22 protein-coding genes are annotated in these 24620 nt (G+C 64.1%); 9 read left to right on the top strand and 13 right to left on the bottom strand.

Going from position 1 to position 24620, the window contains the following annotated elements; genetic code table 11:
- The first annotated feature begins 22 nt into the window (after positions 1-22).
- Positions 23-1591 (top strand): bifunctional aminoglycoside phosphotransferase/ATP-binding protein, encoded by a 1569-nt coding sequence (locus KGR00_RS12075; protein ID WP_224418487.1) that lies wholly within the window; start codon positions 23-25, stop codon positions 1589-1591.
- A gap of 91 nt (positions 1592-1682) precedes the next feature.
- On the opposite strand, the gene KGR00_RS12070 is transcribed toward KGR00_RS12075, so the two are convergent.
- The 6 genes from KGR00_RS12070 to KGR00_RS12045 form a co-directional block, all read right to left on the bottom strand.
- A complete protein-coding gene (locus tag KGR00_RS12070) occupies positions 1683-2705 on the bottom strand; it encodes a hypothetical protein (RefSeq protein WP_224418488.1) in 1023 nt (340 codons plus the stop codon).
- A gap of 109 nt (positions 2706-2814) precedes the next feature.
- Positions 2815-3303: a hypothetical protein gene (locus tag KGR00_RS12065; RefSeq protein ID WP_224418489.1), complete on the bottom strand. Its 489-nt coding sequence runs from the start codon at positions 3301-3303 to the stop codon at positions 2815-2817.
- 254 nt (positions 3304-3557) lie between these two features.
- Positions 3558-4397 carry a CsgG/HfaB family protein gene (locus tag KGR00_RS12060; RefSeq protein ID WP_203234825.1) on the bottom strand — a complete coding sequence of 280 codons (840 nt, stop codon included), beginning with the start codon at positions 4395-4397 and terminating at the stop codon, positions 3558-3560.
- A 16-nt stretch (positions 4398-4413) separates the two neighbouring features.
- On the bottom strand, positions 4414-4818 hold the full coding sequence (locus KGR00_RS12055; protein WP_224418490.1) for a curli assembly protein CsgF: 405 nt from the start codon (positions 4816-4818) through the stop codon (positions 4414-4416).
- 34 nt (positions 4819-4852) lie between these two features.
- On the bottom strand, positions 4853-5365 hold the full coding sequence (locus KGR00_RS22440) for a curli production assembly/transport protein CsgE (protein WP_224418491.1): 513 nt from the start codon (positions 5363-5365) through the stop codon (positions 4853-4855).
- Entirely contained in the window at positions 5362-6033 is a 672-nt protein-coding gene (locus tag KGR00_RS12045) for a LuxR C-terminal-related transcriptional regulator (protein WP_224418492.1), read from the bottom strand. Before KGR00_RS12045 ends, KGR00_RS22440 begins: the two co-directional genes overlap by 4 nt.
- A 432-nt stretch (positions 6034-6465) precedes the next feature.
- On the opposite strand from KGR00_RS12045, the gene rdgB reads away from it, so the two are divergent.
- The 4 genes from rdgB (at position 6466) to rlmJ (ending at position 9870) form a co-directional block, all read left to right on the top strand.
- Positions 6466-7059: an RdgB/HAM1 family non-canonical purine NTP pyrophosphatase gene (gene rdgB / locus KGR00_RS12040; RefSeq protein WP_224418493.1), complete on the top strand. Its 594-nt coding sequence runs from the start codon at positions 6466-6468 to the stop codon at positions 7057-7059.
- The gene (hemW, locus tag KGR00_RS12035) at positions 7056-8228 is read left to right on the top strand and encodes a radical SAM family heme chaperone HemW (RefSeq protein ID WP_224418494.1); all 1173 of its coding nucleotides are present in this window, start codon (positions 7056-7058) and stop codon (positions 8226-8228) included. Before rdgB ends, hemW begins: the two co-directional genes overlap by 4 nt.
- A 46-nt stretch (positions 8229-8274) precedes the next feature.
- On the top strand, positions 8275-8955 hold the full coding sequence (locus tag KGR00_RS12030; protein WP_129139773.1) for an OmpA family protein: 681 nt from the start codon (positions 8275-8277) through the stop codon (positions 8953-8955).
- Between the two features lie 66 nt (positions 8956-9021).
- On the top strand, positions 9022-9870 hold the full coding sequence (gene rlmJ / locus KGR00_RS12025) for a 23S rRNA (adenine(2030)-N(6))-methyltransferase RlmJ (RefSeq protein WP_224418495.1): 849 nt from the start codon (positions 9022-9024) through the stop codon (positions 9868-9870).
- Between the two features lie 11 nt (positions 9871-9881).
- Here rlmJ and mnmE read toward each other — a convergent pair whose 3' ends face one another.
- The 4 genes from mnmE to rpmH all read right to left on the bottom strand — a co-directional run bounded on the left by mnmE (position 9882) and on the right by rpmH (position 13639).
- Positions 9882-11258, bottom strand: coding sequence for a tRNA uridine-5-carboxymethylaminomethyl(34) synthesis GTPase MnmE (gene mnmE / locus KGR00_RS12020; protein WP_224419842.1), 1377 nt, complete (start codon positions 11256-11258; stop codon positions 9882-9884).
- Positions 11259-11359: 101 nt separating this feature from the next.
- Positions 11360-13048 carry a membrane protein insertase YidC gene (yidC, locus tag KGR00_RS12015; RefSeq protein ID WP_129139775.1) on the bottom strand — a complete coding sequence of 563 codons (1689 nt, stop codon included), beginning with the start codon at positions 13046-13048 and terminating at the stop codon, positions 11360-11362.
- Positions 13049-13110: 62 nt separating this feature from the next.
- Positions 13111-13494, bottom strand: coding sequence for a ribonuclease P protein component (gene rnpA, locus KGR00_RS12010; RefSeq protein ID WP_129139776.1), 384 nt, complete (start codon positions 13492-13494; stop codon positions 13111-13113).
- Positions 13495-13504: 10 nt separating this feature from the next.
- On the bottom strand, positions 13505-13639 hold the full coding sequence (rpmH, locus tag KGR00_RS12005) for a 50S ribosomal protein L34 (RefSeq protein WP_129139777.1): 135 nt from the start codon (positions 13637-13639) through the stop codon (positions 13505-13507).
- 567 nt (positions 13640-14206) lie between these two features.
- On the opposite strand from rpmH, the gene dnaA reads away from it, so the two are divergent.
- The 4 genes from dnaA to gyrB all read left to right on the top strand — a co-directional run bounded on the left by dnaA (position 14207) and on the right by gyrB (position 20432).
- Entirely contained in the window at positions 14207-15679 is a 1473-nt protein-coding gene (dnaA, locus tag KGR00_RS12000) for a chromosomal replication initiator protein DnaA (RefSeq protein WP_129139778.1), read from the top strand.
- 64 nt (positions 15680-15743) lie between these two features.
- Positions 15744-16847: a DNA polymerase III subunit beta gene (gene dnaN / locus KGR00_RS11995; RefSeq protein ID WP_129139779.1), complete on the top strand. Its 1104-nt coding sequence runs from the start codon at positions 15744-15746 to the stop codon at positions 16845-16847.
- Between the two features lie 51 nt (positions 16848-16898).
- Complete coding sequence (gene recF, locus KGR00_RS11990; RefSeq protein ID WP_224418496.1) at positions 16899-18008, top strand: DNA replication/repair protein RecF; 1110 nt, start codon at positions 16899-16901, stop codon at positions 18006-18008.
- Positions 18009-18011: 3 nt separating this feature from the next.
- Positions 18012-20432 (top strand): DNA topoisomerase (ATP-hydrolyzing) subunit B, encoded by a 2421-nt coding sequence (gyrB, locus tag KGR00_RS11985; RefSeq protein ID WP_129139781.1) that lies wholly within the window; start codon positions 18012-18014, stop codon positions 20430-20432.
- Positions 20433-20557: 125 nt separating this feature from the next.
- Here the strand turns inward: gyrB and KGR00_RS11980 are convergent, their stop codons facing one another.
- From KGR00_RS11980 to gmhB, 3 genes are all read right to left on the bottom strand, one after another.
- Positions 20558-22930 carry an FdhF/YdeP family oxidoreductase gene (locus tag KGR00_RS11980; RefSeq protein WP_224418497.1) on the bottom strand — a complete coding sequence of 791 codons (2373 nt, stop codon included), beginning with the start codon at positions 22928-22930 and terminating at the stop codon, positions 20558-20560.
- Positions 22931-23024: 94 nt separating this feature from the next.
- Positions 23025-23903: a LysR family transcriptional regulator gene (locus tag KGR00_RS11975; RefSeq protein WP_224424436.1), complete on the bottom strand. Its 879-nt coding sequence runs from the start codon at positions 23901-23903 to the stop codon at positions 23025-23027.
- 12 nt (positions 23904-23915) lie between these two features.
- Entirely contained in the window at positions 23916-24482 is a 567-nt protein-coding gene (gmhB, locus tag KGR00_RS11970) for a D-glycero-beta-D-manno-heptose 1,7-bisphosphate 7-phosphatase (protein ID WP_224418499.1), read from the bottom strand.
- Between the last annotated feature and the right edge of the window lie 138 nt (positions 24483-24620).

Below are 24620 nucleotides of genomic sequence, written 5' to 3'. Positions count from 1 at the left end.
CACCATTGTCAGGGAGATTGTCGTGACTCGGACCATGATCGACGCCTTGCGGGACGGCCGCTGCTTCGACCACGCGGTCGACGCCATCGAGGTCTTCGAGACGCATGTCTCGTGGATCGTGCTGACCGGCGATTACGCCTACAAGATCAAGAAGCCGCTGGATCTGGGTAGCTTCCTGGACTTTTCCACCCTCGACAAGCGGCGGTATTTCTGCGAGCAGGAGGTTCGCCTCAACCGGCGTCTGGCGCCGGATCTCTACCTGGGCGTGGTGGCGATCTCGGGCTCGCCGGAGGCGCCTCGGGTCAACGACGAGGGCGCGCCCATCGACTATGCGGTGAAGATGCGCCAGTTCAGCAACCGCCACCTGCTCAGCCACCTTCAGGCGAGCGGCGAGCTGACCCTGGAGCTGGTCGACGATCTGGTCGATCAACTGGTGACGTTCCACGACTCGGCCGAGCGCTTGCCGGAGGCGGGCGAGTACGGTTCGCGGCGTTCTCTCGAAGCCATCCTCGCGCGCGAGTTCACCCTGATCGAGGCGCGGCTGTCCGGTGACTCCGATCGCCGCCGGCTCGCGCAGTTGCAGACCCGGGTCGCCGAAGCCGTCGAACGTCTCGACGCCGTGTTCGCTCGCCGTCACCGGGAGGGCTTCGTGCGCGAGACCCACGGCGATCTGCATCTGGGTAACGTCGTCTGCCACGCAGGGCGGGCGCTGGTCTTCGACGGTCTCGAGTTCAACGAGGCGTTGCGCTGGAACGACGTCGGCAGCGATCTGGCCTTCTTGCTCATGGACCTGGAAGCGCGTGGCGAGGAAACCCTCGCGCGGCATGCGCTGAATCGCTATCTGGAGCGCTCGGGCGATCACGAACTGGTGCGCCTGCTGTCCTTCTACAAGCTGTACCGGGCGTTGGTCCGCGCCAAGGTGGCCATGCTGCGTTATCACCAGCCGGACCTGCATCCCAGCGATCGCCAGTCGATCATGGCGGACTTTCGCCGTTACCTGACGCTCGCCGAGCAGTATGCCGAATTCCATTTTCCCTATCTGGTGATCGGGGTGGGCGTTTCCGGTAGCGGCAAGAGCCGCTTCACCGGCGAGATGGTCCGGCGTCTGGGCAGCATACGCTTGCGCTCGGACATCGAACGCAAGCGCCTGCACGGATTCGATCCACAGGCGGATACCGCCCGGGAGGCTGTGGATATCTATACCCCGCAGGCCACCGAGCGGACCTATCGTCACCTGGCCTGGCTCAGTGGCGTGCTGCTCGAGGCGGGGTTGCCGGTGTGTATCGATGCCACCTGCCTGAAGCGAGAACAGCGTGACCTGCTGCGTCACCAGGCGGAAGGGCGCGGCCTGCCGGTGCTGATCGTGAGTTTCGAGGCCGACGAGGCGACGCTCCAGGCACGCATCGAGAAGCGCGCCCGGCGGGGCGGCGACCCCTCGGAGGCGGGGCTCGCGGTCCTCCAACGCCAGCAACGCGATTTCGAGGACTTCACCGACGAGGAGCGCCTGCATCTGGTCCATCTCGACACCACGCAGGACAACGCCAACCTCACCCTGGTGGGGTTGATCCAGGAACACCTTCGCCTGCAGTGACTCGGCGACGATGCCCGAAAAAAGGCCCCGCGGGTGCGGGGCCTTGGTGTTTCGGCACTGGCGTGTGTCGCCGATGTTGCGCCTGCCGTGATCAGTACTGGTAGACGTTGGCCACGTTGCCGCCGCCGGTCTGACTCACGGCCGATGCGTTGTTGAAGCCTTGCTGGACGATGGTCGCGGTATTGCGGGCCATGTTGAACAGGCCCATGCCGGATGCCGCGCTCTGGCTGACCACCGATTCGTTGCTCCAGCCGCTCTGATGGACGTCGGCCAGGTCGTTGTAGCCGGTCTGGTCGATGGAGGAGTAGTTGTCGCCCCATCCTTCCTGGAGCACGATGGCATCGTTGCCGTAGCCGCTCTGGGTGGTCACGGCGACTTGATCCCGGCCGCTCTGGGAGATGTCGGAATCGTTACGACTGCCGGACTGGGTGACGGTCGCGGTATTGTCCTCGCCACTCTGGGCAATGTCCGAATCGTTGCGGTATCCGGACTGGGTGACGAAGGCGGCGTTGCGTTCATCCTGCTGGGTCACGTTGGAGTTCTGGTCCGTACCGCTCTGTTGGACAGACGCGTAGTTATCGTGTCCACCCTGTTGAATGGTGGAGTCATGGTAACTGCCGTCCTGGGAGACGATGGCGACATCGTCATAGCCCGTCTGGGTGATCGTGGAGGCATTGCCCAGGCCATTCTGGGTGACTTGCGCATAATCGTCCCGGGCCTGAGAGACCGAGGAGTCGTTGCTGCTGCCGGTCTGGTTGACCACCGCTTCGCTGTTGCGGCTCAACTGGGTGATGGACGACGTGTTGTCGATACCGGACTGGGTGGCGGTCGCCGTGTTGAAGGCCCCACGCTGGTAGACCTGAGAGTTGTTGCCCCAGCCTTGTTGAAGCTGAGTCGCCTGGTTGCGAAAGCCCGTCTGGTCGGCACTGGCGCGATTGAAGCTACCTTCCTGATTGATCGTGGACGTCTGGCTACCCCCGAAGTACGAGAAATTCTGGGAAACGTCGGCGTTGTTCCCGTATCCCGTCTGCTCGATACTCGAGTCGTTGTTGTCGGCCATGGCATTACCGGAGAGTGCGATGGCGGCCGCCAGCATGGTCATCTTGAGTTTCATGATTGTTCCCTTCTCGTTGATCTGGAATCGATGGATCGACTTGCTACCCTTGACGACATCCTGTCGTTACCCCTTCCTGATCGCTGAATTCAGCGATACGCGAACGCGTTCAGTGTTGAATGACCTGAACGTTCATCCTGCCCTTGGCGTACTGTGTTACCGTCACGGGGGTGTTGCTGCTGCTCAGTTGCACGACCCTGACGTTCCCGGCGATCCCCTGCTGGTCGATCGACGCCTCCTTGGCGTAACCGGACTGGATGATCTCGGCGTCATGTCCGATACCGCTTTGCGTGATATCGGCGTGTAGATAGCTGCCCGATTGAAGAATGGCCGCTTCATTGGCGTAGCCACGCTGAGTGGTCTGCGCGACGTTGGCGTGACCGCTTTGAGCGACTATTGCGGTATTGGACTGCCCCCATTGATAGCTGCCGGCGCGGTTGAATGCGCCCTCCTGCTGCAGTTCGAGAGCGTTGCCACCCTGGCGATAGACGGCTGCTGACGAGGGCTCGAGTTCCGAGCCGATGGCGAGATCCTCGGCCATGGCGATGGGGGCCATGAAGCAACTTCCGAGTAACAGGGCCAGGGCTGACGTTTTCATGACGATTCCCGCCGTTAATGTATGGTTACATTTTTATACATTCCAAAAATCTCGCTATAGGAATCGAGCATGAAGTTGAGGATGGATTGTTTAATGGATTTCGCTTCAAGGAAGATGAGAAGCCGATTGACCGGCGATTAGATGGCCGGGAATTTCGTATCGGAAAAGGCTTAGAAACGTAGTCCTGAAAAAGGGGCGATCAGGCATGAAAAAGGCGCCCCGAAGGGCGCCAAGAAGGCTATTGCAAGGAAGTGCTAGAGCATGGGAGTCGGCGCCTCGAGATAGGCGCTGAGAACCGGGTCATCGATGTCCGACGGATTCGCCAGGTTCCAGAGCCCGTCCTTGATGCCGCGAGCAATCAGGTGAATGACCGAGGACTCGATGGCCGACATCACGGCCATCTGCACTGGCTCGTTGTTGGTATAACCGATCTCGCCCTCGAGCAGCCGCTTGAAGTCGATGAAGCGGTAGACGCCGGCGCGAATCTCATGGGAGAAGATGGTCTTGCTGGTGGTGACGTTGGCCAGCACCGCGCCGGTGGCGATGTCCACCGCGCGGAGGTTGATGGTGACCTGATCGACCTGATATTGCCCCGACGCGCCGATGCCGAAGTATTCCGCCCCGGCGCCGCCGGTACGCAAATTGGAGTCATAGGCGATGATCCCGCCCTCGAGCAGGATGCGCGCGGCATTCAGCGAGTCCAGGGCATCGGCATTGCCTTGGCGCTCGAGGGTCGCCCTGATGATCTTGCGCTCGGTGAGTAGGTTCTGCAGGCCGACTCGCTCGAGCGGGACGAACCAGCCGGAATCGGCCAGCGCGCCACTGAGCATGGCCGCGCCTCCTTGAGTGACCGCGGTGGAGAAGGTGCTTGCCGGCTGTGGCTTGTACTGTCCGGTCTGATCGCGGAAGTCGTAGACGGCGGCGTAGATCTTGGCACTGGGCCTGGGCAGGCTGATCAGGTCGCTGTAGGTCCCCGAGCGTGGCATCAGAGTGGCCGGCGCCGCCTCGAGGCCTTCCGTGTTGGTCACCATGCTCGAGCAGCCGCTCAGCAGGACGGCCAGGCCGAGAGTCAGGAGATAGGTCACGCGTTTCATGGTCATTCTCCTTGTCTCAATTGATGGCCTGGGCAGGGTCGTTGAAATTCACGTCGGTGACTTCGCCGGTCCGCTTGTTGAGGATCTGCAGCTTGAAACCGGAGCCGACCGGGGTCACCGTGACTTTCAGCTCCGACGAGTCGACGATGCCCCCGCCACCACTGTTGAGCGCATCCTCGATCAGGTTGTTGGTCAGTGACGTGCGCAGATCCTGGATGAACAGGTCGGTTTCGGTGTAACTGCCGTAGTCGATCGCATCGGGGTCCTTGGTATCGTTCTGCGCCTGTGCCTTGTTGAGCAGATAGTTGCCATTGAGCGGGTCGCCACCGAAGGACGGATTGATGGGCTGGTAGACCAGTTCCCCGGCGTGAGCGCCCCCCGCCGCCAGTACGAGCGACAATAGAAGTGGATGGGTTTTCATGGTGGTTCCCTCGTGCCTGTCGTGGATCCCCGACTCACCATTCGTCGTCGGCCAGATCGCCATTTTGTTCCAGGGCCTGCATGACCTTGCGTCTGAGGATGAGCTGTTCGACCTGCCCGACGGCCGCGGCGGCGTACTGGTCGACATCGCTCAGGCGCGGGGTCAGCGTGGCCTGGTAGAGAATGCTGTTGCCCTCGGCGACCCAGACGATGCTTCCCCAGCGCGCCGATGGACGCTCGTTGATCACCAGATTGGTGTTGCTGAGGATCACGCTATCCAGGCGACGCTGGCTGAACTGCTGGTAGAACGTCTTGCCGATCATGGTGATGGTTCTGTCCACGATCAGCCCGTTGAGCGGCAAGGGCCCCGTGGGCTTTAACGTCTGGGTGGCCGGCCCGTCCTCGCCTTCGGGCGCATCCGGTTGCGCGGGCGTGACGTGCGCGCTTTCGCCGGCGACGGCCTCGTCCTGCGCCGGGGCATGCCCGGAAAGGGCCATTGCCAGCGCGCACAGCACGCTGCCCACGAGCCGCGCCTTCACGACGGTCACCGCCGCTGCGGCTTGTTGGGGCTGGGGGGTGGGGCGCCGAGATTCTGGCGCGCCCAGTTCATCGCCTGGATGCGGTTGTGCACCTTGATCTTGCGGAAGATGTTGTAGAGATGAGACTTGACCGTGTGTTCGCTGACGAACAGCTTGTCGGCGATTTCGGTATTGGACGCGCCGGAACCGAGCAGACCGATGATCTCGAGCTCACGGTGGGTCAGGCCGCAGACCGGACGATAGGCGTTGAGCTGCTGACGACGGTAGAATTCGATCAGCCGCGTCATCAGCGACCGGGACATCCACAGGTCGCCATCCAGCAGGGCGCTGATGCCCTTGCAGATCAGCGCCATGCTGTCGCGTCGGTAGAAGACCCCCTTGAGATGCAGTGACGCCAGCACATCGGCGGCGTGGTCCTCGTCGCGCAGGTTGATGGCGGCCAGGGTCATCGCCCGGCTCTCGGCCGCCTTGCTGTGCCACTGCTGCATGCTGCTTTCATCGACGTGATCGGCATCGAGCAACACCAGCACCTTGTCATCGCCGAGATTGTCGAGGTTGTCATGGGGGGCCACCGCCGAGATCTGACAATCGAGCTGCTCGGCGATGTATTCCATGAAGAGCTGCGTCTGAGGGTTACAGTCTGTAACCAGAAGAATCAACGGATTCCCTTGGGTCATGATCGTTGCTCCAGAAGTATGGGTGTTGTTATGAGGCGTTATGCTGTCCCGACATACCCATGCTGAGGTCTGACTCAGCTTTGTCGGTCTCACGCTCTTTGTAAAGTTAGGTTACAAGGTTGTACATATAGCGGTATCGAATATCGTCTGGACGTCAACCTAACGGATTCGAAAAGGGCTTATGAAATCGTCGGTTAGTCGTAAACTCATGGCTGCCCAAAAAACGAGTCTGGACGGCGTAGGAGAAAAATCAGGAAGCTAAGTGTTTTTTGCTAACCGTTTCTTACCAATTTTTGATGAGGTTTCTCATACCGTGGGTGCGTGTCTTCTCCTGCTTATCCATGACGTTCACGGGCTCGGTTGCTGGCGTTCCTCGGGGATGGGTTGAGCCTATAGAATGGGTATAGACCCAAATGACGAAGGTGGCTCGAGATGGATCAACGCTTGGTATTGGCCAGCAGCAATCCGGGAAAACTGCGTGAGTTCGACGCGCTGCTGGCCCCGCGGGGTTATCGGATTTGCCCCCAGGGCGACTTTTCGGTGACCGATGTGGAGGAGACCGGGACCACGTTCGTCGAGAATGCGCTGCTCAAGGCCCGTCATGCCTGCCGCCTCAGTGGGCTGCCCGCCCTGGCCGACGATTCGGGACTCGCCGTGGATGCGCTGGCGGGTGCGCCGGGCATCCATTCGGCCCGCTACGCCGGCGAACCCAAGGACGATACGGCCAACAATCGCAAGCTGCTCGCCGCCCTGGCCGAGGTGCCCGAAGGACAGCGCACGGCTCGCTACTGGTGTGTTCTGGTCTGGCTGCAGCACGAATTCGATCCGGTGCCCCGCATCGTCCAGGCCAGCTGGTCGGGCGAGATCCTGGCCCATCCCCGGGGCGAGGGGGGATTCGGTTACGATCCGCTCTTCTGGGTCCCGGAGCGAGGCGTGAGCGCGGCCGAACTGAGTGCCGAGGACAAGAACCAGCTCAGCCACCGCGGGCGCGCCCTGCGTGAGCTGATGGAACTGCTGGATCGATGAGCGGCCTTCCCGACCTGTCGCTTTATGTGCACGTGCCCTGGTGCGTGCGAAAGTGCCCCTATTGCGACTTCAACTCCCACGGCATCGGCCGCACCACCGAGCTACCCGAAGCGGACTACCTGACGGCCCTGCTGGCGGATCTCGACGAAGAGTTGCCCGGGGTGCAGGGACGCAGGCTACAGAGCGTATTCATCGGTGGCGGGACGCCCAGCTTGATGTCGCCGCACTTTTACGAGCGGCTCATCGACAGGCTCTCGCGCCACGGCCTGCTGACCGAGGGTTGCGAGATCACGTTGGAAGCCAACCCCGGCACGGTCGAGCAGGGGCGTTTCGAAGGCTATCGCGCGGCGGGCATCAATCGGCTCTCCCTGGGCATACAGAGTTTCCAGGAAGACCAGCTCGCGGCCCTCGGGCGCATCCATGGTGGCGACGAGGCGCGACGCGCCGTCGACAGCGCCCGTCGGGCGGGTTTCGACAATCTCAATGTGGATCTCATGCATGGCCTGCCGGGGCAGGATCTCGCCGGTGCGATGGCCGACATCGACCAGGCCCTGGCGCTCGCGCCGGAGCACCTGTCCTGGTATCAGCTCACGCTCGAGCCCAATACCGAGTTCCACTCGCGCCCGCCGGTATTGCCCGAGGACGAGACCCTCTGGGCCATTCAGGATGCGGGCCACGAGCGGCTCGAGGCGGCCGGGCTCGAACGCTACGAGATCTCCGCCTACGCCAGGCCCGGCAAGGCCTCGCGACACAACCTCAACTACTGGCGCTTCGGCGACTATCTGGGGATCGGGGCGGGCGCCCACGGCAAGCTCAGCCGTGTCGGGGAGACGGGCGACTGGCGCATCGAGCGTCGCTGGAAGAGCCGGCAGCCCGAGGCCTATCTTCGGCGTCGCCGGGACCCGCGTGGGTTTCTCGCCGGCAGCGAGCCGATCGACGTCGAGCAACTGCCGCTGGAGTTCGCCATGAACGCCCTGCGGCTCGTCGAAGGCGTGCCGCTCTCGCTGTGGACGGCGCATGTCGGCCGCCCCCTCGACGAGCTGTTGCCGCGGCTGACTGCCGCCCGTGACAAGGGCCTCCTGCTGGAAAGCCCGTCGCGCCTGCAGGCCAGCCCGCTGGGTCTGTTATTCTTGAACGACCTGCTGGCCATGCTCGATGACGATCGATGACCGGCAATGTCCCTGCGCAATCCATGGAAACGAGGAACTTCAAAGGATGATTCACAAGCAACTCTGGCTCGCGATTCCCCTCTCCGCGGCGCTGGCCGTGACCGGGTGCTCGACCACCAATCCGCAGACCGGCGAGCAGCAGACCGCCAAGGCCACCAGCGGGGCCGGCATCGGTGCCGCCGTGGGGGCGGTGGCCGGTCTGCTCAGTGGTGACAGCGCCACCAGCCGCCGTGATCATGCCGCCATCGGTGCCGCGGTGGGCGCCGCCGCCGGGGCCGGCATCGGTTACTACATGGACCGTCAGGAAGCCCAGTTGCGCGATCGCCTTCAGGGCACCGGCATCGGCGTCCAGCGTCAGGGCAACGACATCGTCCTCAACATGCCCAACAGCGTCACCTTCGGCTTCGATTCCAGCGATCTGACGGCGCAGGCCAGGCAGGCGCTCAACGACGTGACCAGCGTGCTGCGGGAGTATCCCGATACCCGCATCACGGTCGCCGGCTATACCGACAGCACCGGCAAGGAAGCCTACAACCAGCGCCTCTCTGAGCGCCGGGCCGCTGCCGTCGGCGACTACCTGGTCCAGGGCGGCGTCGAGTCCCAGCGTATCCAGCGGGTGGGCTACGGTGAGCGCCAGCCGGTCGCCAGCAACGACACCGAACAGGGTCGCGCCCAGAACCGTCGTGTCGAGATCACCGTGACGCCGACCCAACAGCAGTCGGGCTGACGTCCAACGTCGTCGCAGGCCCGCCGGTGACCATCGGCGGGCCTTTTTCTTGTCAGGAACCCCCTCATGCTCGCCTATCAGCACGCCTATCATGCCGGCAACTTCGCCGACGTCCACAAGCACTTGACGCTCTTCGCGGTAACGCGCCATCTCTTACGTAAAGAATCGCCTGTTACGTATATCGATACCCATGCCGGGCGCGGCCTGTACCCGCTCGACGGTGTCGAGACGCAGAAACTCAAGGAGTACCAGAACGGCGTCGTCCCCTTGTGGTCGGCCCGGGAGCGCCTGCGGGACGGCGATGAACTGTTGTCGGGCTGGCTGACGGCTCTCGAGCGCTGTCAGAAGGGACGATCGCGGCTCGAGCGTTATCCCGGCTCGCCCTGGTGGCTCGCCGAGGCACTGCGTCCTCAGGATCGGCTGAGCCTGTTCGAGTTGCATCCCGGCGAATATCGTCATCTCGAGGAGGGCGACCTGCCGAACGCCCGGCGGATTCACGGCGACGGGCTGGCCGGGCTGACACGCCTGCTGCCGGTTGCCACGCCGCGGCTGTGTGTGTTGATCGATCCCAGCTACGAACGCAAGGCGGAATACCTCGAGGTGGCCGAGACCCTGCAGAAGGTCGTGCGCAAGGCGCGTCACGCGGTCGTGGTGATCTGGTACCCGCTGCTGCCGGCGGGCCGTCACGAGACGTTGCTGGAGCGTCTCCGCGATGCCGGCATCCGCAAGCTCTGGCGCAGCGAGATACGCCTCAGTGATGGGACGGATGCCACTCACGGGATGCAGGGCAGCGGGGTGGTGATCCTCAATCCGCCCTGGGGATTGGGCGACGAGCTGGATGCCAGCCTGGCGCGCCTCGTCCCGCTGTGGGGCGGGTCGGCACGCCATCGGGCCGGCTGGTGGGTGGGCGAGTAGCCAGGGGGCTGCTATTTCCCGATGCAGAATTCGCCGAAGATCTTGCCCAGCAGATCGTCGGCGCTGAACTCGCCGGTGATCTCGCCGAGGGCCTGCTGGGCCTCGCGCAGGTCCTCGGCGAGCAATTCGCCGGCGCCGTGACCCTGGAGCTGGGCCTCGCCGTTGGCGAGTGCCTGCTCGGCCCGGTCGATCGCTTCCAGGTGGCGGCGCCGCGCCGAGAAGCGCCCCTCGGTGGTGGCCGTGTAGCCCATCACCGCCTTGAGATGTTCCTTCAGGTTATCCACACCCTCGCCGGTCCTGGCGGAGAGCCGGACCACCGGCGGGGTTGTGGATAAGTCACCTTGCGGGGTTTCGCGGGTGGTGTCGATCTTGTTGCGCACCAGGGTCAGACGCGACGGATCGGGCAGTCGCGAGACGAATTCCGGCCAGATCGCCATCGGGTCGGTGGCTTCGGTGGTGGTGGCATCGACCAGCAGCAGGACACGGTCGGCCTTCTCGATCTCCGCCCAGGCACGGGCCACACCGATCTTCTCCACCGCGTCCGGGGTGTCCCGCAGGCCGGCCGTATCGATCACGTGAAGCGGCATGCCGTCGAGATGGATGTGCTCGCGAAGCACGTCACGGGTGGTCCCGGCGATCTCGGTGACGATGGCCGTTTCCTGGGCCGTCAGGGCGTTGAGCAGGCTCGACTTGCCGGCGTTGGGGCGACCCGCGATCACCACGCTCATGCCCTCGCGCATCAGCGCCCCCTGGCCCGCCGAGCGGCGCACCTCGGCGAGTTCGTGCCGCACGCCGGCGAGCAGCGATGCCACATGGCCATCGGCGAGGAAATCGATCTCTTCCTCCGGGAAGTCGATCGCTGCCTCGACGTACATGCGCAGTTCGATCAGGCGCTCGACCAGGCCGGCCACCCGCTCCGAGAACGCCCCCTGCAGCGAGCGCAGGGCATTTTCCGCGGCGGCCCGGGAGCTGGCGTCGATCAGATCGGCGATCGCCTCGGCCTGGGCCAGGTCGAGCTTGTCGTTGAGAAAGGCGCGCTCGGAGAACTCGCCGGGGCGGGCCAGTCGGGCACCCAGCGTGACGCAGCACTCCAGCAGCATGTCCATGAGGACCGGACCGCCATGGCCCTGCAGCTCGAGGACATCCTCGCCGGTGAAGGAGTGCGGGCCGGGGAAGAAGAGGGCGATGCCCTCGTCGATGGCCTGGCCGTCGCCGCCGAGAAAGGGCCCGTAGACGGCATGGCGCGGGGCGGGGCAGGTTCCCAGCACGCTCTCGGCGATCGCCCGGCAGGCGGGCCCCGAGACGCGAATGATGCCCACCCCGCCACGCCCCGGTGGGGTGGCCAGCGCGGCGATGGTGTCCTGGGTGTAAAGAGGCTGATCGAGCATTGTCATCGAATTCCTGGGGATGAAGTCATTGTCGTCATCCCGCTCTCAAACGCCAGACCCCCGCACGAGGGCGGGGGTCCGGGAAGATCGTTGGCGGGGGACTACTTGCCCTTGGCGGGGGCAGGATCGCCGGCGATCTTGCGGGTGATGATCCACTGCTGAAGGATCGAGATGCTGTTGTTGACGATCCAGTAGATCACCAGGCCGGCCGGGAACCACAGGAAGAAGAAGGTGAAGACGATCGGCAGCATCTTCATGATCTTCGCCTGGGTGGGGTCCGGCGGCGCCGGGTTGAGCATCTGCTGTACCCACATGGAGAGACCCATGAGGATCGGCAGCACGAAGTAGGGATCCTTCACCGACAGGTCGTTGATCCACAGCATGAACGGTGCGTGACGCAGTTCCACCGATTCCTTGAGCATCCAGTAGAGTGCGATGAACACCGGCATCTGAATGACGATCGGCAGGCAGCCCCCCAGCGGATTGATCTTCTCCTTCTGGTAGAACTTCATCATCTCCTGCGACATCTTCTGACGGTCGTCGCCGAAGCGCTCCTTGATGCGCTGCATCTCGGGGCCGAGCTTGCGCATCTTGGCCATCGACTTGTAGGCCTTGGCCGAGAGCGGGAAGAGGATGATCTTGACGGTGATCGTCAGCAGTACGATCGACCAGCCCCAGTTGCCGATCACGCTGTGGATCTTGTCGAGCAGCCAGAACAGCGGATTGGCGAGGAACCACAGCCAACCGAAATCGACGGTGAGCTCGAGGTTGGGCGCCACCGCGGCCAGACGCTCCTGGACCTTGGGCCCCATGTAGAGGGTGGCGTCGAGCGTCGTTTCGCTGCCGGGGGCGACGGTCTCGGTGGGGCCGGCGAAGGCCACCACGTTGCGATCCCGGGAATCGGTGGTCGCGTAGTAGAGGTTCTGCTGATTCTGTTCCGGGACCCAGGCCGAGGTGAAGTAGTGCTGGATGATCGCGGCCCAGCCGCCCTGGACGTCGCGGTTGTTGAACTGGCCGTTCTGGATCGTCTCGAAGTCGACCTTCTCGTAATGGTTGTCGGGCGAGGAGTAGGCAGCACCCAGATACGAGCTCATGCCCACGCCACCCCCGGTGGAAGGATCGGGGCTGTTGTCGCGGGCCAGTTGGCCGATGAAGCGGGCGGTGACCGGGGTCTTGCCCTGGTTGTCCAGGTGGTAGCTGACCTTGACGGCATAGCTGTTGCGATCGAAGACCAGGCGCTTGATGACGTCGACACCGTTGACGGTGGCGTGCAGGTCGACGGTCAGCGATTCCTGGCCCTTGGCGAGGGTATAGCGGGTCTTGTCGGGATCGAAGACGATCCGTCCCTTGTGACCCTCGAGCTGGAGCCCGGACTTGGCGACGTAACTACGGGTCTTGCCATCCGAGAGCAGCACGAAGGGCCGGTCGGCATCGCGGCTCATCTTGTGCTGGGGCAGGGCCGCATAGACGATGTCGCCGCCACGGGGGTCGATACGCACATCGAGCACATCGGTACTGACCTTGATCAGGCTGCGCCGATTGTCGGTCGCGGCCTCGTCGGCCATGGCCGGGCTGGTGCCGTCGGTCGCCGGCTTGGCCTGGTTCGACGGGGCCGCCAGGCCCTGTTCGTCGTCGTTGCTCTGGTCACTCGCGTCAGGGGTGGCGCTGTCGCTGAAGGACGGTGCCTGGGTCTCGACGGGACTCTGGCCGTAGTCCTGGTTCCACTGGATGACCAGCAGGTAGGCGAGAACCGCGAGCGGGATCACGAGTAGCAGTCGTTTTACGTCCATTAGGGATCTGCCCGATGGGATGTTGGATCATTCTGGTGACGTGCGACGCCAAGCAGTGCCGGTCAGGAGGATGAGGCAACGGCCGAATGCTTGCGAACCTCCTTTTCCAGGCGTCGCCACAAGCCGTGCAGCTGACGATGCAACGTGGGGTTATCCAGGTCGCTGACGCCACGGCGGGCGAGGACCACGATATCCACGTCGGGCAGACGATGCTGCCGAAGACGGATGGATTCACGCACCAGACGCTTCAAACGGTTGCGATCGACGGCACGACGAACATTCTTCTTGCTCACGACCAGCCCGACGCGAGGATGGCCCAGCGCGTTGGATCTGGCCAGGGCCAGGATCCCTCTGGCATGGACCTTGTACGTGGCGTGATCGAAAACGTAGCGATAGTCCCCGGCGTTCAGCAGACGCAATTGCCGGGGAAAGCCCTGACAGGACATTCGGGGCCGATCAAGCGCTCAGACGCTTGCGGCCCTTGGCACGACGGCGCGCCAGGATCTGACGACCATTCTTGGTAGCCATGCGAGCACGGAAGCCGTGCACACGCTTGCGCTTCAGAACGCTGGGTTGAAAAGTGCGTTTCATAACGGCGGTTTCCCACGTGATGGATTGGATTGCCAGGTGCCGGGCCCCGCGAAGGGAACGCTGGGCGGATTCGGCTCAAGGCCGGGAATTCTAGTGAATTCGCGGGCCGCGTGCAATTTTTGCGCGCGATTATCCACACCCGGTTTTCGACGCTCGGCCATCAGCGGTTGCGGGGCCGTGTGTCTCGCGACTTCGCCGGTGCCCGTGGCGGGAAGATTCATCCTGGCAGGCAGTCACTACAATAACTTTTCATTTTGAATGATGTTGTTATTACTATTGGGGATACTTTTTGTGGATAACCAGGTTTTACCCTTTCGTATCAAATGCTTGGTCTATTGACACCTGCGTTGACAAGATGCCCGGAAGCTGTCGGCGGCCTGCGTTGGGCCTGTGGATGAAAGCGACGGTTGTCCACCGGGTCCGGGTTGTTCAGGCTGTGTACCCCATTCGTCAACCGTCCTGTACGTCAGTTTTCCACAGCATGCGGGCAACCCCCGCTCGTGTGGATAACTCGACCTCGGGGCGCTACAATGCCCGGTCATTCGCAAACTGGGATGGGTCGCTCGCGTGTCGGTCGCTCTTTGGCAACAATGTCTGGATTACCTGCAGGACGAACTGAGTTCACAGCAGTTCAATACCTGGATCCGCCCGCTCCAGGCGGAGGATACGTCGTCCAACGAGCTCAGCCTGCTGGCACCCAATCGCTTCGTGCGTGACTGGGTCAGCGACAAGTACCTCAAGCGAATCAACGAGCTGCTCCGGGAACTGGCACCCGCCAAGCCACCCAAGGTGTCGCTGGCGGTGGGCAGTCGGCGTGCCGCGCCCAGCCCGCAGCCGCGGGAGCTGGGCAACCCGGTTTCCGCGAGCCGCTTTCGTCAGCCGCCTGCACCGGCGGTACAGACGCCGCCGCGAGGCGATTACGCCGACGAGCAGGAGATCGAGCAACTGCGTGACGAGACCGCCAGGCGTGCCTCGCCGCCGGCGGAGCGCCAGGTTCAGGTCGAGGGCAGCCTCAAGCACCAGAGCGGGCTCAATCCCAACTTCACCTTCGACACCTTCGTCGAGGGCAAGTCGAACCAGCTGGCCCGGGCGGCATCCCGGCAGGTCTCCGAGAATCCGGGGGGCGCCTACAATCCGCTGTTTCTGTATGGTGGCGTGGGTCTGGGCAAGACCCACCTGATGCATGCGGTGGGCAATCAGCTGGCGCTGCAGCGCGACAATGCGCGAGTGGTCTACCTGCACTCCGAGCGCTTCGTCGCCGACATGGTCAAGGCGCTGCAACTCAATGCCATCAATGATTTCAAGCGTTTCTATCGCAGCGTCGATGCCTTGCTGATCGATGACATCCAGTTCTTCGCCGGCAAGGAACGTTCCCAGGAGGAGTTCTTCCACACCTTCAACGCCCTGCTCGAGGGCGGCCAGCAGATGATTCTCACCTCGGATCGCTACCCGAAGGAGATCAGCGGGGTGGAAGAGCGCCTCAAGTCGCGTTTCGGCTGGGGGCTGACGGTGGCGATCGAGCCACCCGAGCTCGAGACACGGGTGGCGATCCTGATGAAGAAGGCCGATCAGGCCAAGGTGGACCTGCCGCATGACGCGGCCTTCTTCATCGCCCAGAAGATTCGCTCCAACGTTCGCGAGCTGGAAGGCGCGTTGAAGAAGGTGATCGCCGATTCGCACTTCATGGGCAAGCCGATCACCCAGGACTTCATTCGCGAGTCGCTCAAGGACCTGCTGGCTTTGCAGGACAAGCAGGTCGGCGTGGACAATATCCAGCGCACCGTGGCCGAGTACTACAAGATCAAGGTGGCGGACCTGCTCTCGAAGCGTCGTTCGCGCTCCGTTGCCCGGCCACGTCAGGTGGCCATGGCGCTGGCCAAGGAATTGACGAATCACAGCTTGCCGGAGATCGGTGATGCGTTCGGCGGCCGGGACCATACGACCGTACTGCACGCGTGCCGCAAGGTGCAGGCCCTTCAGGAAGAGAGCGCCGACATTCGCGAGGACTACAAGAATCTGATGCGGCTACTGACCAGCTGACGGATCCCGATGGCCCTCGTGACGCCCATCATCGCCTTGATATTCAGGACAGAGTGGAGTCCCCATGAAATTTTCCATCTCCCGTGAAGCCCTGCTGCGCCCGCTGTCGTTGGTGGCGGGGGTGGTCGAACGACGCCAGACGCTGCCGGTCCTTTCCAACGTGCTGATCGAGGTACAGGATGCCCGCCTGGCCCTGACCGGGACGGATCTCGAAGTGGAACTGATCGGCCGGGCCGAGCCCAGTCAGGTCGACGAGCCCGGCTCGGCAACGGTGCCGGCGCGCAAGCTGATGGACATCTGCAAGTCGTTGCCCGATCAGTCGGAGATCACCTTCACGCTGGAGGAGGGCAGGGCGATTCTGCGCGCCGGTCGCTCGCGGTTCACGCTCTCCACCCTGCCGGTGGCCGAGTTTCCCAATATCGAGGATGGCCAGGTCAGCCAGGAGCTCAGCCTGCCGCGCGGGACGCTCAAGCACCTCATCGACGCCACGGGCTTCGCCATGGCCCAGCAGGACGTGCGCTATTACCTCAATGGCATGCTGCTGGAGTTCGGGCATCACCTGGTGCGTACGGTCGCCACCGACGGTCACCGTCTGGCGATGTGCACGCGTAGCGCCGAGATCGACGTCGAGCCCTCCCAGAAGCTGATCGTGCCGCGCAAGGGGGTGCTGGAACTGGCCCGGTTGCTCGATGGCAGCGACGAGCCGGTCAGCCTGACCCTGGGGGCCAATCACATCCGCGCGCATACCGGCGAATTCACCTTTACCTCCAAGCTGGTCGACGGCAAGTTCCCCGACTACGAGCGGGTCATCCCGCGAGGCGGCGACAAGACCTTCATCGCCGATCGCGCCGAGTTGCGCCAGGTCCTGTCGCGGACCTCGATCCTCTCCAACGAGAAGTATCGCGGCGTGCGCCTCAACCTGGAGAGCGGCAACCTGCGCGTGCTGGCCAACAACCCGGAGCAGGAAGAGGCCGAGGAGAACGTGGCGATCGAGTACGACGGCGATGCCATGGAGATCGGCTTCAACGTCGGCTATCTGATCGACGTGCTCAATGCCCTCGACAACGAGCGCATGCAGATGATTCTCTCCGACCCCAACAGCAGTGCGATCATGGAAGAACCGGGCGGTGGCGACGCGCTCTACGTCGTCATGCCCATGCGTCTCTGATCCCACCGACCGCTTGCGGAGCGCCTCCGGGCGCTCCACGGATCCGCCTCGATGCCTCTCGACCGTCTCTCCTTCCTGGGATTGCGTAATCTCGCGCCGCTCGAGATGCGACCGTCGCCGGCCGTCAACCTGATCGTCGGCGATAACGGCAGTGGCAAGACCAGTCTGCTCGAGGGGATCCACATCCTCGGCATGGGACGCTCCTTTCGGACCCAGCAGGTCAAGCAGGCCATCGCCCATGCGGGCGATAGCGTGACCGTCCACGGGCGTCTCGGCGGCGACCCCCCGATTCCCATCGGCGTCCGCCGCCACCGCAGCGAGAGCGAGCTGGAAATGCGCATGGCCGGCGAACGCGTATCGCGCATCGCCCAGCTCGTCGAAGCGCTGCCGCTGCAGTTGATCAACCCCGATGCCTTCCGCCTTCTCGAAGGGTCGCCGGCGTCGCGGCGCGAGTTTCTCGACTGGGGTGTGTTTCACGTGAAACACGACTTCTTCGAGGTCTGGAAGCGGGTTCGACGCGCGTTGAAACATCGGAACGCCCTGCTCAGGCGTGATAGAATGGATGCCCAGTCGATCGCCGTCTGGGAACGTGAACTGGTGCACTGGAGCGACCGACTCGACGCCCTGCGCAGCGAATACATGACGGCCTTCCTCCCCGTGTTCGACGAGACGTTGGCCGAGTTGCTGCCGATGCCGGGGCTCGAGTTGCGCTATTACCGCGGCTGGGATCGACGACGTGAGCTGGCCGACGTGCTCGAGCAGGGCCGGGCGACGGACCATCAGATGGGCTTTACCCAGCAGGGACCGCAGCGCGCCGATCTGCGCATTCGTGTCGAGCGTCGGCCGGCGGTCGAGGTGCTCTCCCGGGGGCAGCAGAAGCTCGTGGTCAGCGCGATGAAGCTGGCCCAGGGGCGCCTGCTCGAGGCCAGTACCGGACGCAAGTGTCTCTACTTGATCGACGATCTCGCTGCGGAGCTCGACACCGCCCATCGGCGTACCTTCTGCCACTGGCTGGAACGTATGCAGTGTCAGGTATTCATCACCAGTGTCGACCCCGAGGCATTGGCGGGCATGTGGCAACCGGAGACGGCCGTTGCGATGTTTCACGTGAAACAGGGCCGGCTGGAGGCACACGGAACGAATGACTTCACGACGGAGTAGTCAATGAGCGAACAGGCTTACGACTCATCGAGCATCAAGGTCCTCAAGGGGCTGGATGCCGTGCGCAAACGGCCCGGCATGTACATCGGTGATACCGACGACGGTACCGGCCTGCACCACATGGTCTTCGAGCTGGTGGACAACTCCATCGACGAGGCGCTGGCGGGTTACTGCAGCGAGATCCGTGTGATCATCCATCCCGACGAGTCGGTAACGGTCAGCGACAACGGGCGTGGCATCCCCACCGATATCCACAGCGGCGAGGGCGTGTCGGCGGCCGAGGTGATCATGACCGTGCTGCATGCCGGCGGCAAGTTCGATGACAACTCCTACAAGGTCTCCGGCGGTCTGCACGGCGTCGGGGTGTCCGTGGTCAACGCCCTGTCCGAGGAGCTCAAGCTGACCGTGTGGCGCGCCGGTGACGTCTACGAGCAGATCTATCAGCATGGCGTGCCACAGGCGCCGCTGTCGGTGGTCGGACAGACGGAGCAGAGCGGCACGCGGGTGCACTTCCGCCCCTCGCCGCAGACGTTCGCCAACATCGAATTCCACTACGACATTCTCGCCAAGCGGCTGCGCGAACTGTCCTTTCTCAACTCCGGGGTGGCGATTCGCCTCACCGACGAGCGCAGCGGCAAGGAAGAGCTGTTCCATTACGAGGGTGGCCTCAAGGCCTTCGTCAATCACCTGAACACCAACAAGAGCACGCTCAACCCGGTGTTCCATTTCGAGGCCCAGCGCCCCGACGGCATCACCGTCGAGGTGGCGATGCAGTGGAACGACACCTTTGCCGAGAACGTCTTCTGCTACACCAACAACATCCCGCAGCGCGATGGCGGCACCCACATGGCGGGGTTTCGCGCGGCGCTGACACGTAGCCTCAACAGCTATATCGAGGCCGAGGACATTCAGAAGAAGGCCAAGGTGGCCACCTCCGGTGACGACGCCCGCGAAGGTCTCACCGCGATCATCTCGGTCAAGGTGCCCGATCCCAAGTTCTCCTCCCAGACCAAGGACAAGCTGGTCTCCTCGGAGGTCAAGACCGCGGTCGACCAGGAATTGAGCCGGCACTTCTCCGATTATCTGATCGAGCACCCGGGCGAGGCCAAGTCGATCGTCAACAAGATGATCGACGCCGCGCGGGCCCGCGAGGCGGCACGCAAGGCGCGCGACATGACCCGGCGCAAGGGCGCGCTGGATATCGCCGGCCTGCCCGGCAAGCTGGCCGATTGCCAGGAGAAGGACCCCAGCCTGTCCGAACTCTACTTGGTCGAGGGTGACTCCGCCGGCGGTAGCGCCAAGCAGGGCCGCGATCGCCGTACCCAGGCGATCCTGCCGCTCAAGGGCAAGATCCTCAACGTCGAGAAGGCGCGCTTCGACAAGATGCTCTCCTCGGCCGAGGTGGGCACCCTGATCACCGCGCTGGGCTGCGGCATCGGGCGCGAGGAGTTCAACCCGGACAAGCTGCGCTATCACTCGATCATCATCATGACCGACGCCGATGTCGACGGGTCGCATATCCGCACGCTGCTGCTGACCTTCTTCTTCCGGCAGATGCCCGAGTTGATCGAGCGCGGCCACGTCTTCATCGCCCAGCCGCCGTTGTACAAGATCAAGCGTGGCAAGCAGGAGATGTATCTCAAGGACGAGCAGGCGCTGCTCGACTATCTGACGACCACGGCGATGGATGGCGCGCGGCTGCACGTCAACCCGGATGCTCCCGGCATCGGCGGCGAGCAGCTCGAGGCGCTGGTCACCCAGTATCGCGACGTCATGAAGCGCATCGATCGCCTCTCGCGGGTCTATCCCAGCGAGGTGCTGCGCAAGATCGTTCACGCCGCGACGCTCGACGGCGAGGAAAGCCTGCGCGATCGGGTCACCATGCAGAACTGGATCGAGTTTCTGCAGAAGGAGATGGACGCCCTGGTTGCCTATGAAGGCGGGCCGCGCTACGTCTTCCAGTTGCAGGAGGACGATGAGCGAGGGCTTTTCCTGCCCGGCGTCTCGCTGACGGCACATGGCGTGACCACCGACTACATCTGGGGGGCGGACTTCTTCCGCAGTGCCGACTATCGCAAGTTGGCCGCATTGGGCGAGACCCTCAACGACCTGCTGGGCGAGGGCGCCTACGTGGCCCGCGGCGAGCGCAGCAAGCCGGTGGCCAGTTTCTACGAGGCGCTCGACTGGCTGATGAGCGAGGCTCAGCGAGGTTTCTCCATCCAGCGCTACAAGGGGCTGGGCGAGATGAACCCCGATCAGTTGTGGGAAACCACCATGGACCCCGAGTCGCGGCGCATGCTGCGCGTATCGATCGAAGACGCCGTGGCCGCGGACATGATGTTCAACACCCTGATGGGCGATGAGGTCGAGCCGCGCCGCGATTTCATCGAGCAGAATGCCCTGGTGGCCAACCTCGACATCTGATCCGGCGGTTGATGACAAGAGGGTGGTGGTGTGTTTCACGTGAAACATGCTGACCCCGGAAAACGCCCCGGTCGACGCTCGTCGGCCGGGGCGTCTTCATGCAGGGCGGTCTCTACATTGTCGCCTCAGGCGAGGCGACGACTGCGCTCGAGCCGGATCGCCACCGCCTTGGAGGTCGGTGTGTCGGTCCCGATGCCCACGCTTTCCAGCGGCACCAGCGGATTGGTTTCCGGGTAGTAGGCCGCACAGCAACCGGCCGGGATGGCGTAGCTGACGAGGCGGAAAGCCGCCGCTCGGCGCTCGCGATCCTGGTGTGGCTCACCCACCAGGTCGACCCAGTCCCCGTCACGCAATCCCAGCCGTGCGAGGTCTCCGGCGTTGATGAACAGCACGCGACGTTGGCCGTGAACGCCTCGATAGCGGTCGTCATAACCGTAGATCGTGGTGTTGTACTGGTCGTGACTGCGCAGGGTCTGCAGCGTCAGCCAGCCCGCGTCGCGACGTTCATGCAGCCGCTGGTGCATCACCGCCTCGGGCAGCTCGGCACGCGAGAACATCGCCTTGCCCGATGGCGTGGGAAAGCGCCGCTGCCGGGCCGGGTTGTCGAGGGCGAAACCGCGGGGTTGGCGCAGGCGGGCATTAAAGGCCTCGAACCCGGGGATCACGGCTTCGATCTCCGCACGAATGCGGTCGTAGTCGCTGACCCAGTTCTGCCAGTCGAGAGGCTGTCCGGCCGCCGTCTCACGCGAGGGCGTGCGGGCGAGGGTCGCCTCGGCAATACCCGCGACGATCGCCGGTTCCGAGCGCAGTGCCGGCGAGGCCGGTGCCACGCGACCGCGGCTGGCATGCACCATCGACATGGAGTCCTCGACGCTGATCGCCTGGATCTCGCCGTCCGGCCCCTGGTGGTCGTGTTCGCTGCGCCCCAGGCAGGGCAGGATCAGCGCGTCCTCGCCGATCATCAAATGACTGCGGTTGAGTTTGGTGCTGATCTGTACGTTGAGACGCGTCCGGCCCAGTGCTGCCTCGGTTCGCGGGGTATCCGGCGTCGCCCGGGCGAAATTGCCGCCCAGGGCGACGAACACGTCCGAGTCGCCACGCTCCAGGGCGGCGATCGCCGACACCGTATTGTGTCCCGGGCGGCGCGGCAGGGGCCGGCCGTAGCGGGCCTCGAGGGCGTCGATCAGCCAGCCGGGGGCCTTCTCGTCGATGCCGACGGTGCGGTTGCCCTGAACGTTGGAGTGACCGCGAACCGGGCACAAGCCGGCACCTTCGCGGCCCACGTGACCGCCCAGCAACAGCAGATTGACGATCTCGCGTACGGTGTCGACCGAATGCACGTGCTGGGTGATGCCCATCGCCCAGGTGGCGATGACCCGGCGTGAGTGGGCATAGACCGTCGCGGCCCGAGCGAGTTCGTCACGGCTCAGCCCGGACTGGGCCTCGATGTGCGCCCAGTCGGTGGCTTCCACCCGGGCCCGCCAGGCATCCAGGCCTTCGGTCAGGGTGTCGAGGAAAGCCCGGTCCGGTGTGTAGTCGCCGTCGTCGATCATCGTGAACAGCGCCTTGGCGATGCCGCGCACCGCAGCCATGTCACCACCCAGCTTGGGCTGGAAGTAGTGCGAGCTGATGCGATGGCTGCCGCCGCTGAGCATCTCGAGCGCGTTCTGTGGATCGGCGAAGCGCTCCAGCCCCCGCTCGCGCAGTGGGTTGAAGGTGAGGATCGCCGCGCCCCGCTCGGCGGCGCGGCGCAGATCGCCGAGCATGCGAGGATGATTGGTGCCGGGATTCTGGCCGAAGACAAGAATGGCATCGGCATGTTCGAAGTCTTCCAGGGTCACCGTGCCCTTGCCGACACCGAGGCTGGCCGTCATGCCCAGGCCGCTGGCCTCGTGGCACATGTTGGAGCAGTCCGGCAGGTTGTTGGTGCCATAGACCCGGGCAAACAGCTGGTAGAGGTAGGCCGCCTCGTTGCTGGCTCGACCGGAGGTATAGAACAGTGCGCGGTCGGGGTCGATGGCGGCGAGATGATCGGCGATCAGGGCGAAGGCGTCCTCCCAATCGATGGGTTGGTAGCGGTCGCTGGCCGCGTCGTAGCGCATCGGTTCGGTGAGCCGACCCTGATCCTCGAGCCGGAAGTCATCCCAACCGCGCATCTCGCTGACGGTGTGCTGAGCGAAGAACCGCCGGGTGACCCGTTTGGCCGTGGTTTCCCAGGAGACCGCCTTGACGCCGTTCTCGCAGAATTCGAAGGAGGATTCGTGCTCGGGATCGCCCCAGGCGCAGCCCGGGCAGTCGAACCCTTCAGGCTGGTTGGTGGCCAGCAGGGAGCGACTGCCCTTGAGCGGCGACTGGTTGTGCAACAGATGGCGGCCGACGCTCTTCAGCGCCCCCCAGCCGCCCGCAGGGCCGGGGTAGGGGGCGATGCGCGGGTGGCGAGTCTTTCGAGGGTCGGCCAGGGGGAGGGGGTCGTCGGTCGGCAGGGACGAGTCGCTCATGGGCAAGCTCCGGAGTCGAATCAATCCATTAGCTTACGGCGATGTTGTGGCGGCGGCCAATTGTTCTGCCGGATGAGCCGATAGACGACGCCGATCAAGTGAGGTCGGCGGCGGACTGCCACAGCGACAACGCTGCCTGCAGCCGCCGACTGGGCGAGCGGGTGGCGTGCCACAGCAGGCCGATACGGTCCCCGTCGCCCGGCAGGAGGCGGACATCCAGTGGGGAGCCGTTGGTGAAGTGCTCGCCGAAATGTGCCGGCAGCACACTCACACCGACCCCGCTGCGCAGCATGACCTCCAGCGTAGTGATTGAATTGGTCTCGACGACCGGGGCCACCGAGAGGCCGTGGCCGGCCAGGCGGGTTTCGAGTCGCTTGCGGTGTTCCATTTCCGGCGTCAGCAGGCATAGTGGCCACTGGTCGAGGGCTTGCCAGCGTGGCGTCTCGGGAAGCGAGAAATGAGCTGGCGAGGCGATCAGTGCGGGCCGCTCGCGGTAGAGTTCGCGGTACGCATAGCCGGCCATGGCCGGTGCGTCGGTATAGCCCATCACCAGATCCAGCGAACCGTCCTCGAGCCCCTGGGCGAGGGCCGACGTGGCCAGTTCGCGGATACGCAGGCGCAACCGGGGAAAGGTGTTGCGCAGCGCCGGCAGATGGGTATCGAGGGCATGCAGCGCCGAGGGAATCACGCCCAGACTCAGGCAGCCGCTCGGGGCGGTGTCGGGGCCGACATCGGCGCGCAGGGCGTCGAATTCATCGAGAATACGGTGGGCATGGGCGAGCACGCGTTGACCCTCGGGCGTCAGTCCTTCGAAGCGACGGCTGCGGCGAATCAGCGACGTGCCCAGCTCTTCCTCGAGCTGCTGCAGGCGGGCCGATAGGGTCGGTTGCGTGACGTGGCAGGCCTTGGCCGCGCGGCCAAAATGGCGTTCCCGGGCGAGCGCGACCAGGAAAGTCAACTGGCGATGGTCCATGAGCGCTCCGGATCAGCGGGCCAGAGGAGAGTCGCTGTTCAGGAGGGCCTCGACGAAAGCCGCGAGGTCATCGTGAACAGGCACGTCGGCGAGCACCTCGGCATGCTTCTCGAGGGTCCTCGTGCCCTTGCCGCTGCGCACCAGCGCGACGCGACAGCCCGCCGCGCGGCCGGCCTCGATATCGCGCAGGCTGTCACCGACCATCCAGCTCCCCGCCAGCGAGGGGAGGTCGAGCGAATGGCGGATCTCCGTGAGCAGGCCGGGCAACGGCTTGCGACACGCGCAACCGTCATCCGGGCCATGCGGGCAGACGGCGATATGCTCGATGTGTCCGCCGGCCGCCTGGACGATGGCATTCAGCCGACGGTGCATGGCCTCGAGGGTGGCGCGGTCGAAATAGCCACGGGCGATACCCGACTGATTGGTGGCCACGGCGACACGCCAGCCATGTCGGCAGAGCCGGGCGATCGCCTCGATCGCCCGGGGGTAGGGCTGGAATTCCTCCAGCGACTTGACGTAGGCGTCGGAGTCGCGATTGATGACCCCGTCGCGATCGAGGATGACGAGTTTCGGGTTCATGCGGCGGGATCCTGTTGGTTCGAGAACCACAGTCTAGGGTCGTGTTTCACGTGAAACAACGTTGGGAAGAGGGAAGAGGGAAGAGGGGGGAGCGGAGCCGCCCATGGAGAGTGTTTCCGAAGGCCGGAAAGAAACCCT

The organism is Modicisalibacter sp. MOD 31.J (assembly GCF_020147985.1).
Taxonomy (GTDB): domain Bacteria; phylum Pseudomonadota; class Gammaproteobacteria; order Pseudomonadales; family Halomonadaceae; genus Modicisalibacter; species Modicisalibacter coralii.
This window is presented reverse-complemented; position numbering and strand designations above follow the sequence as displayed.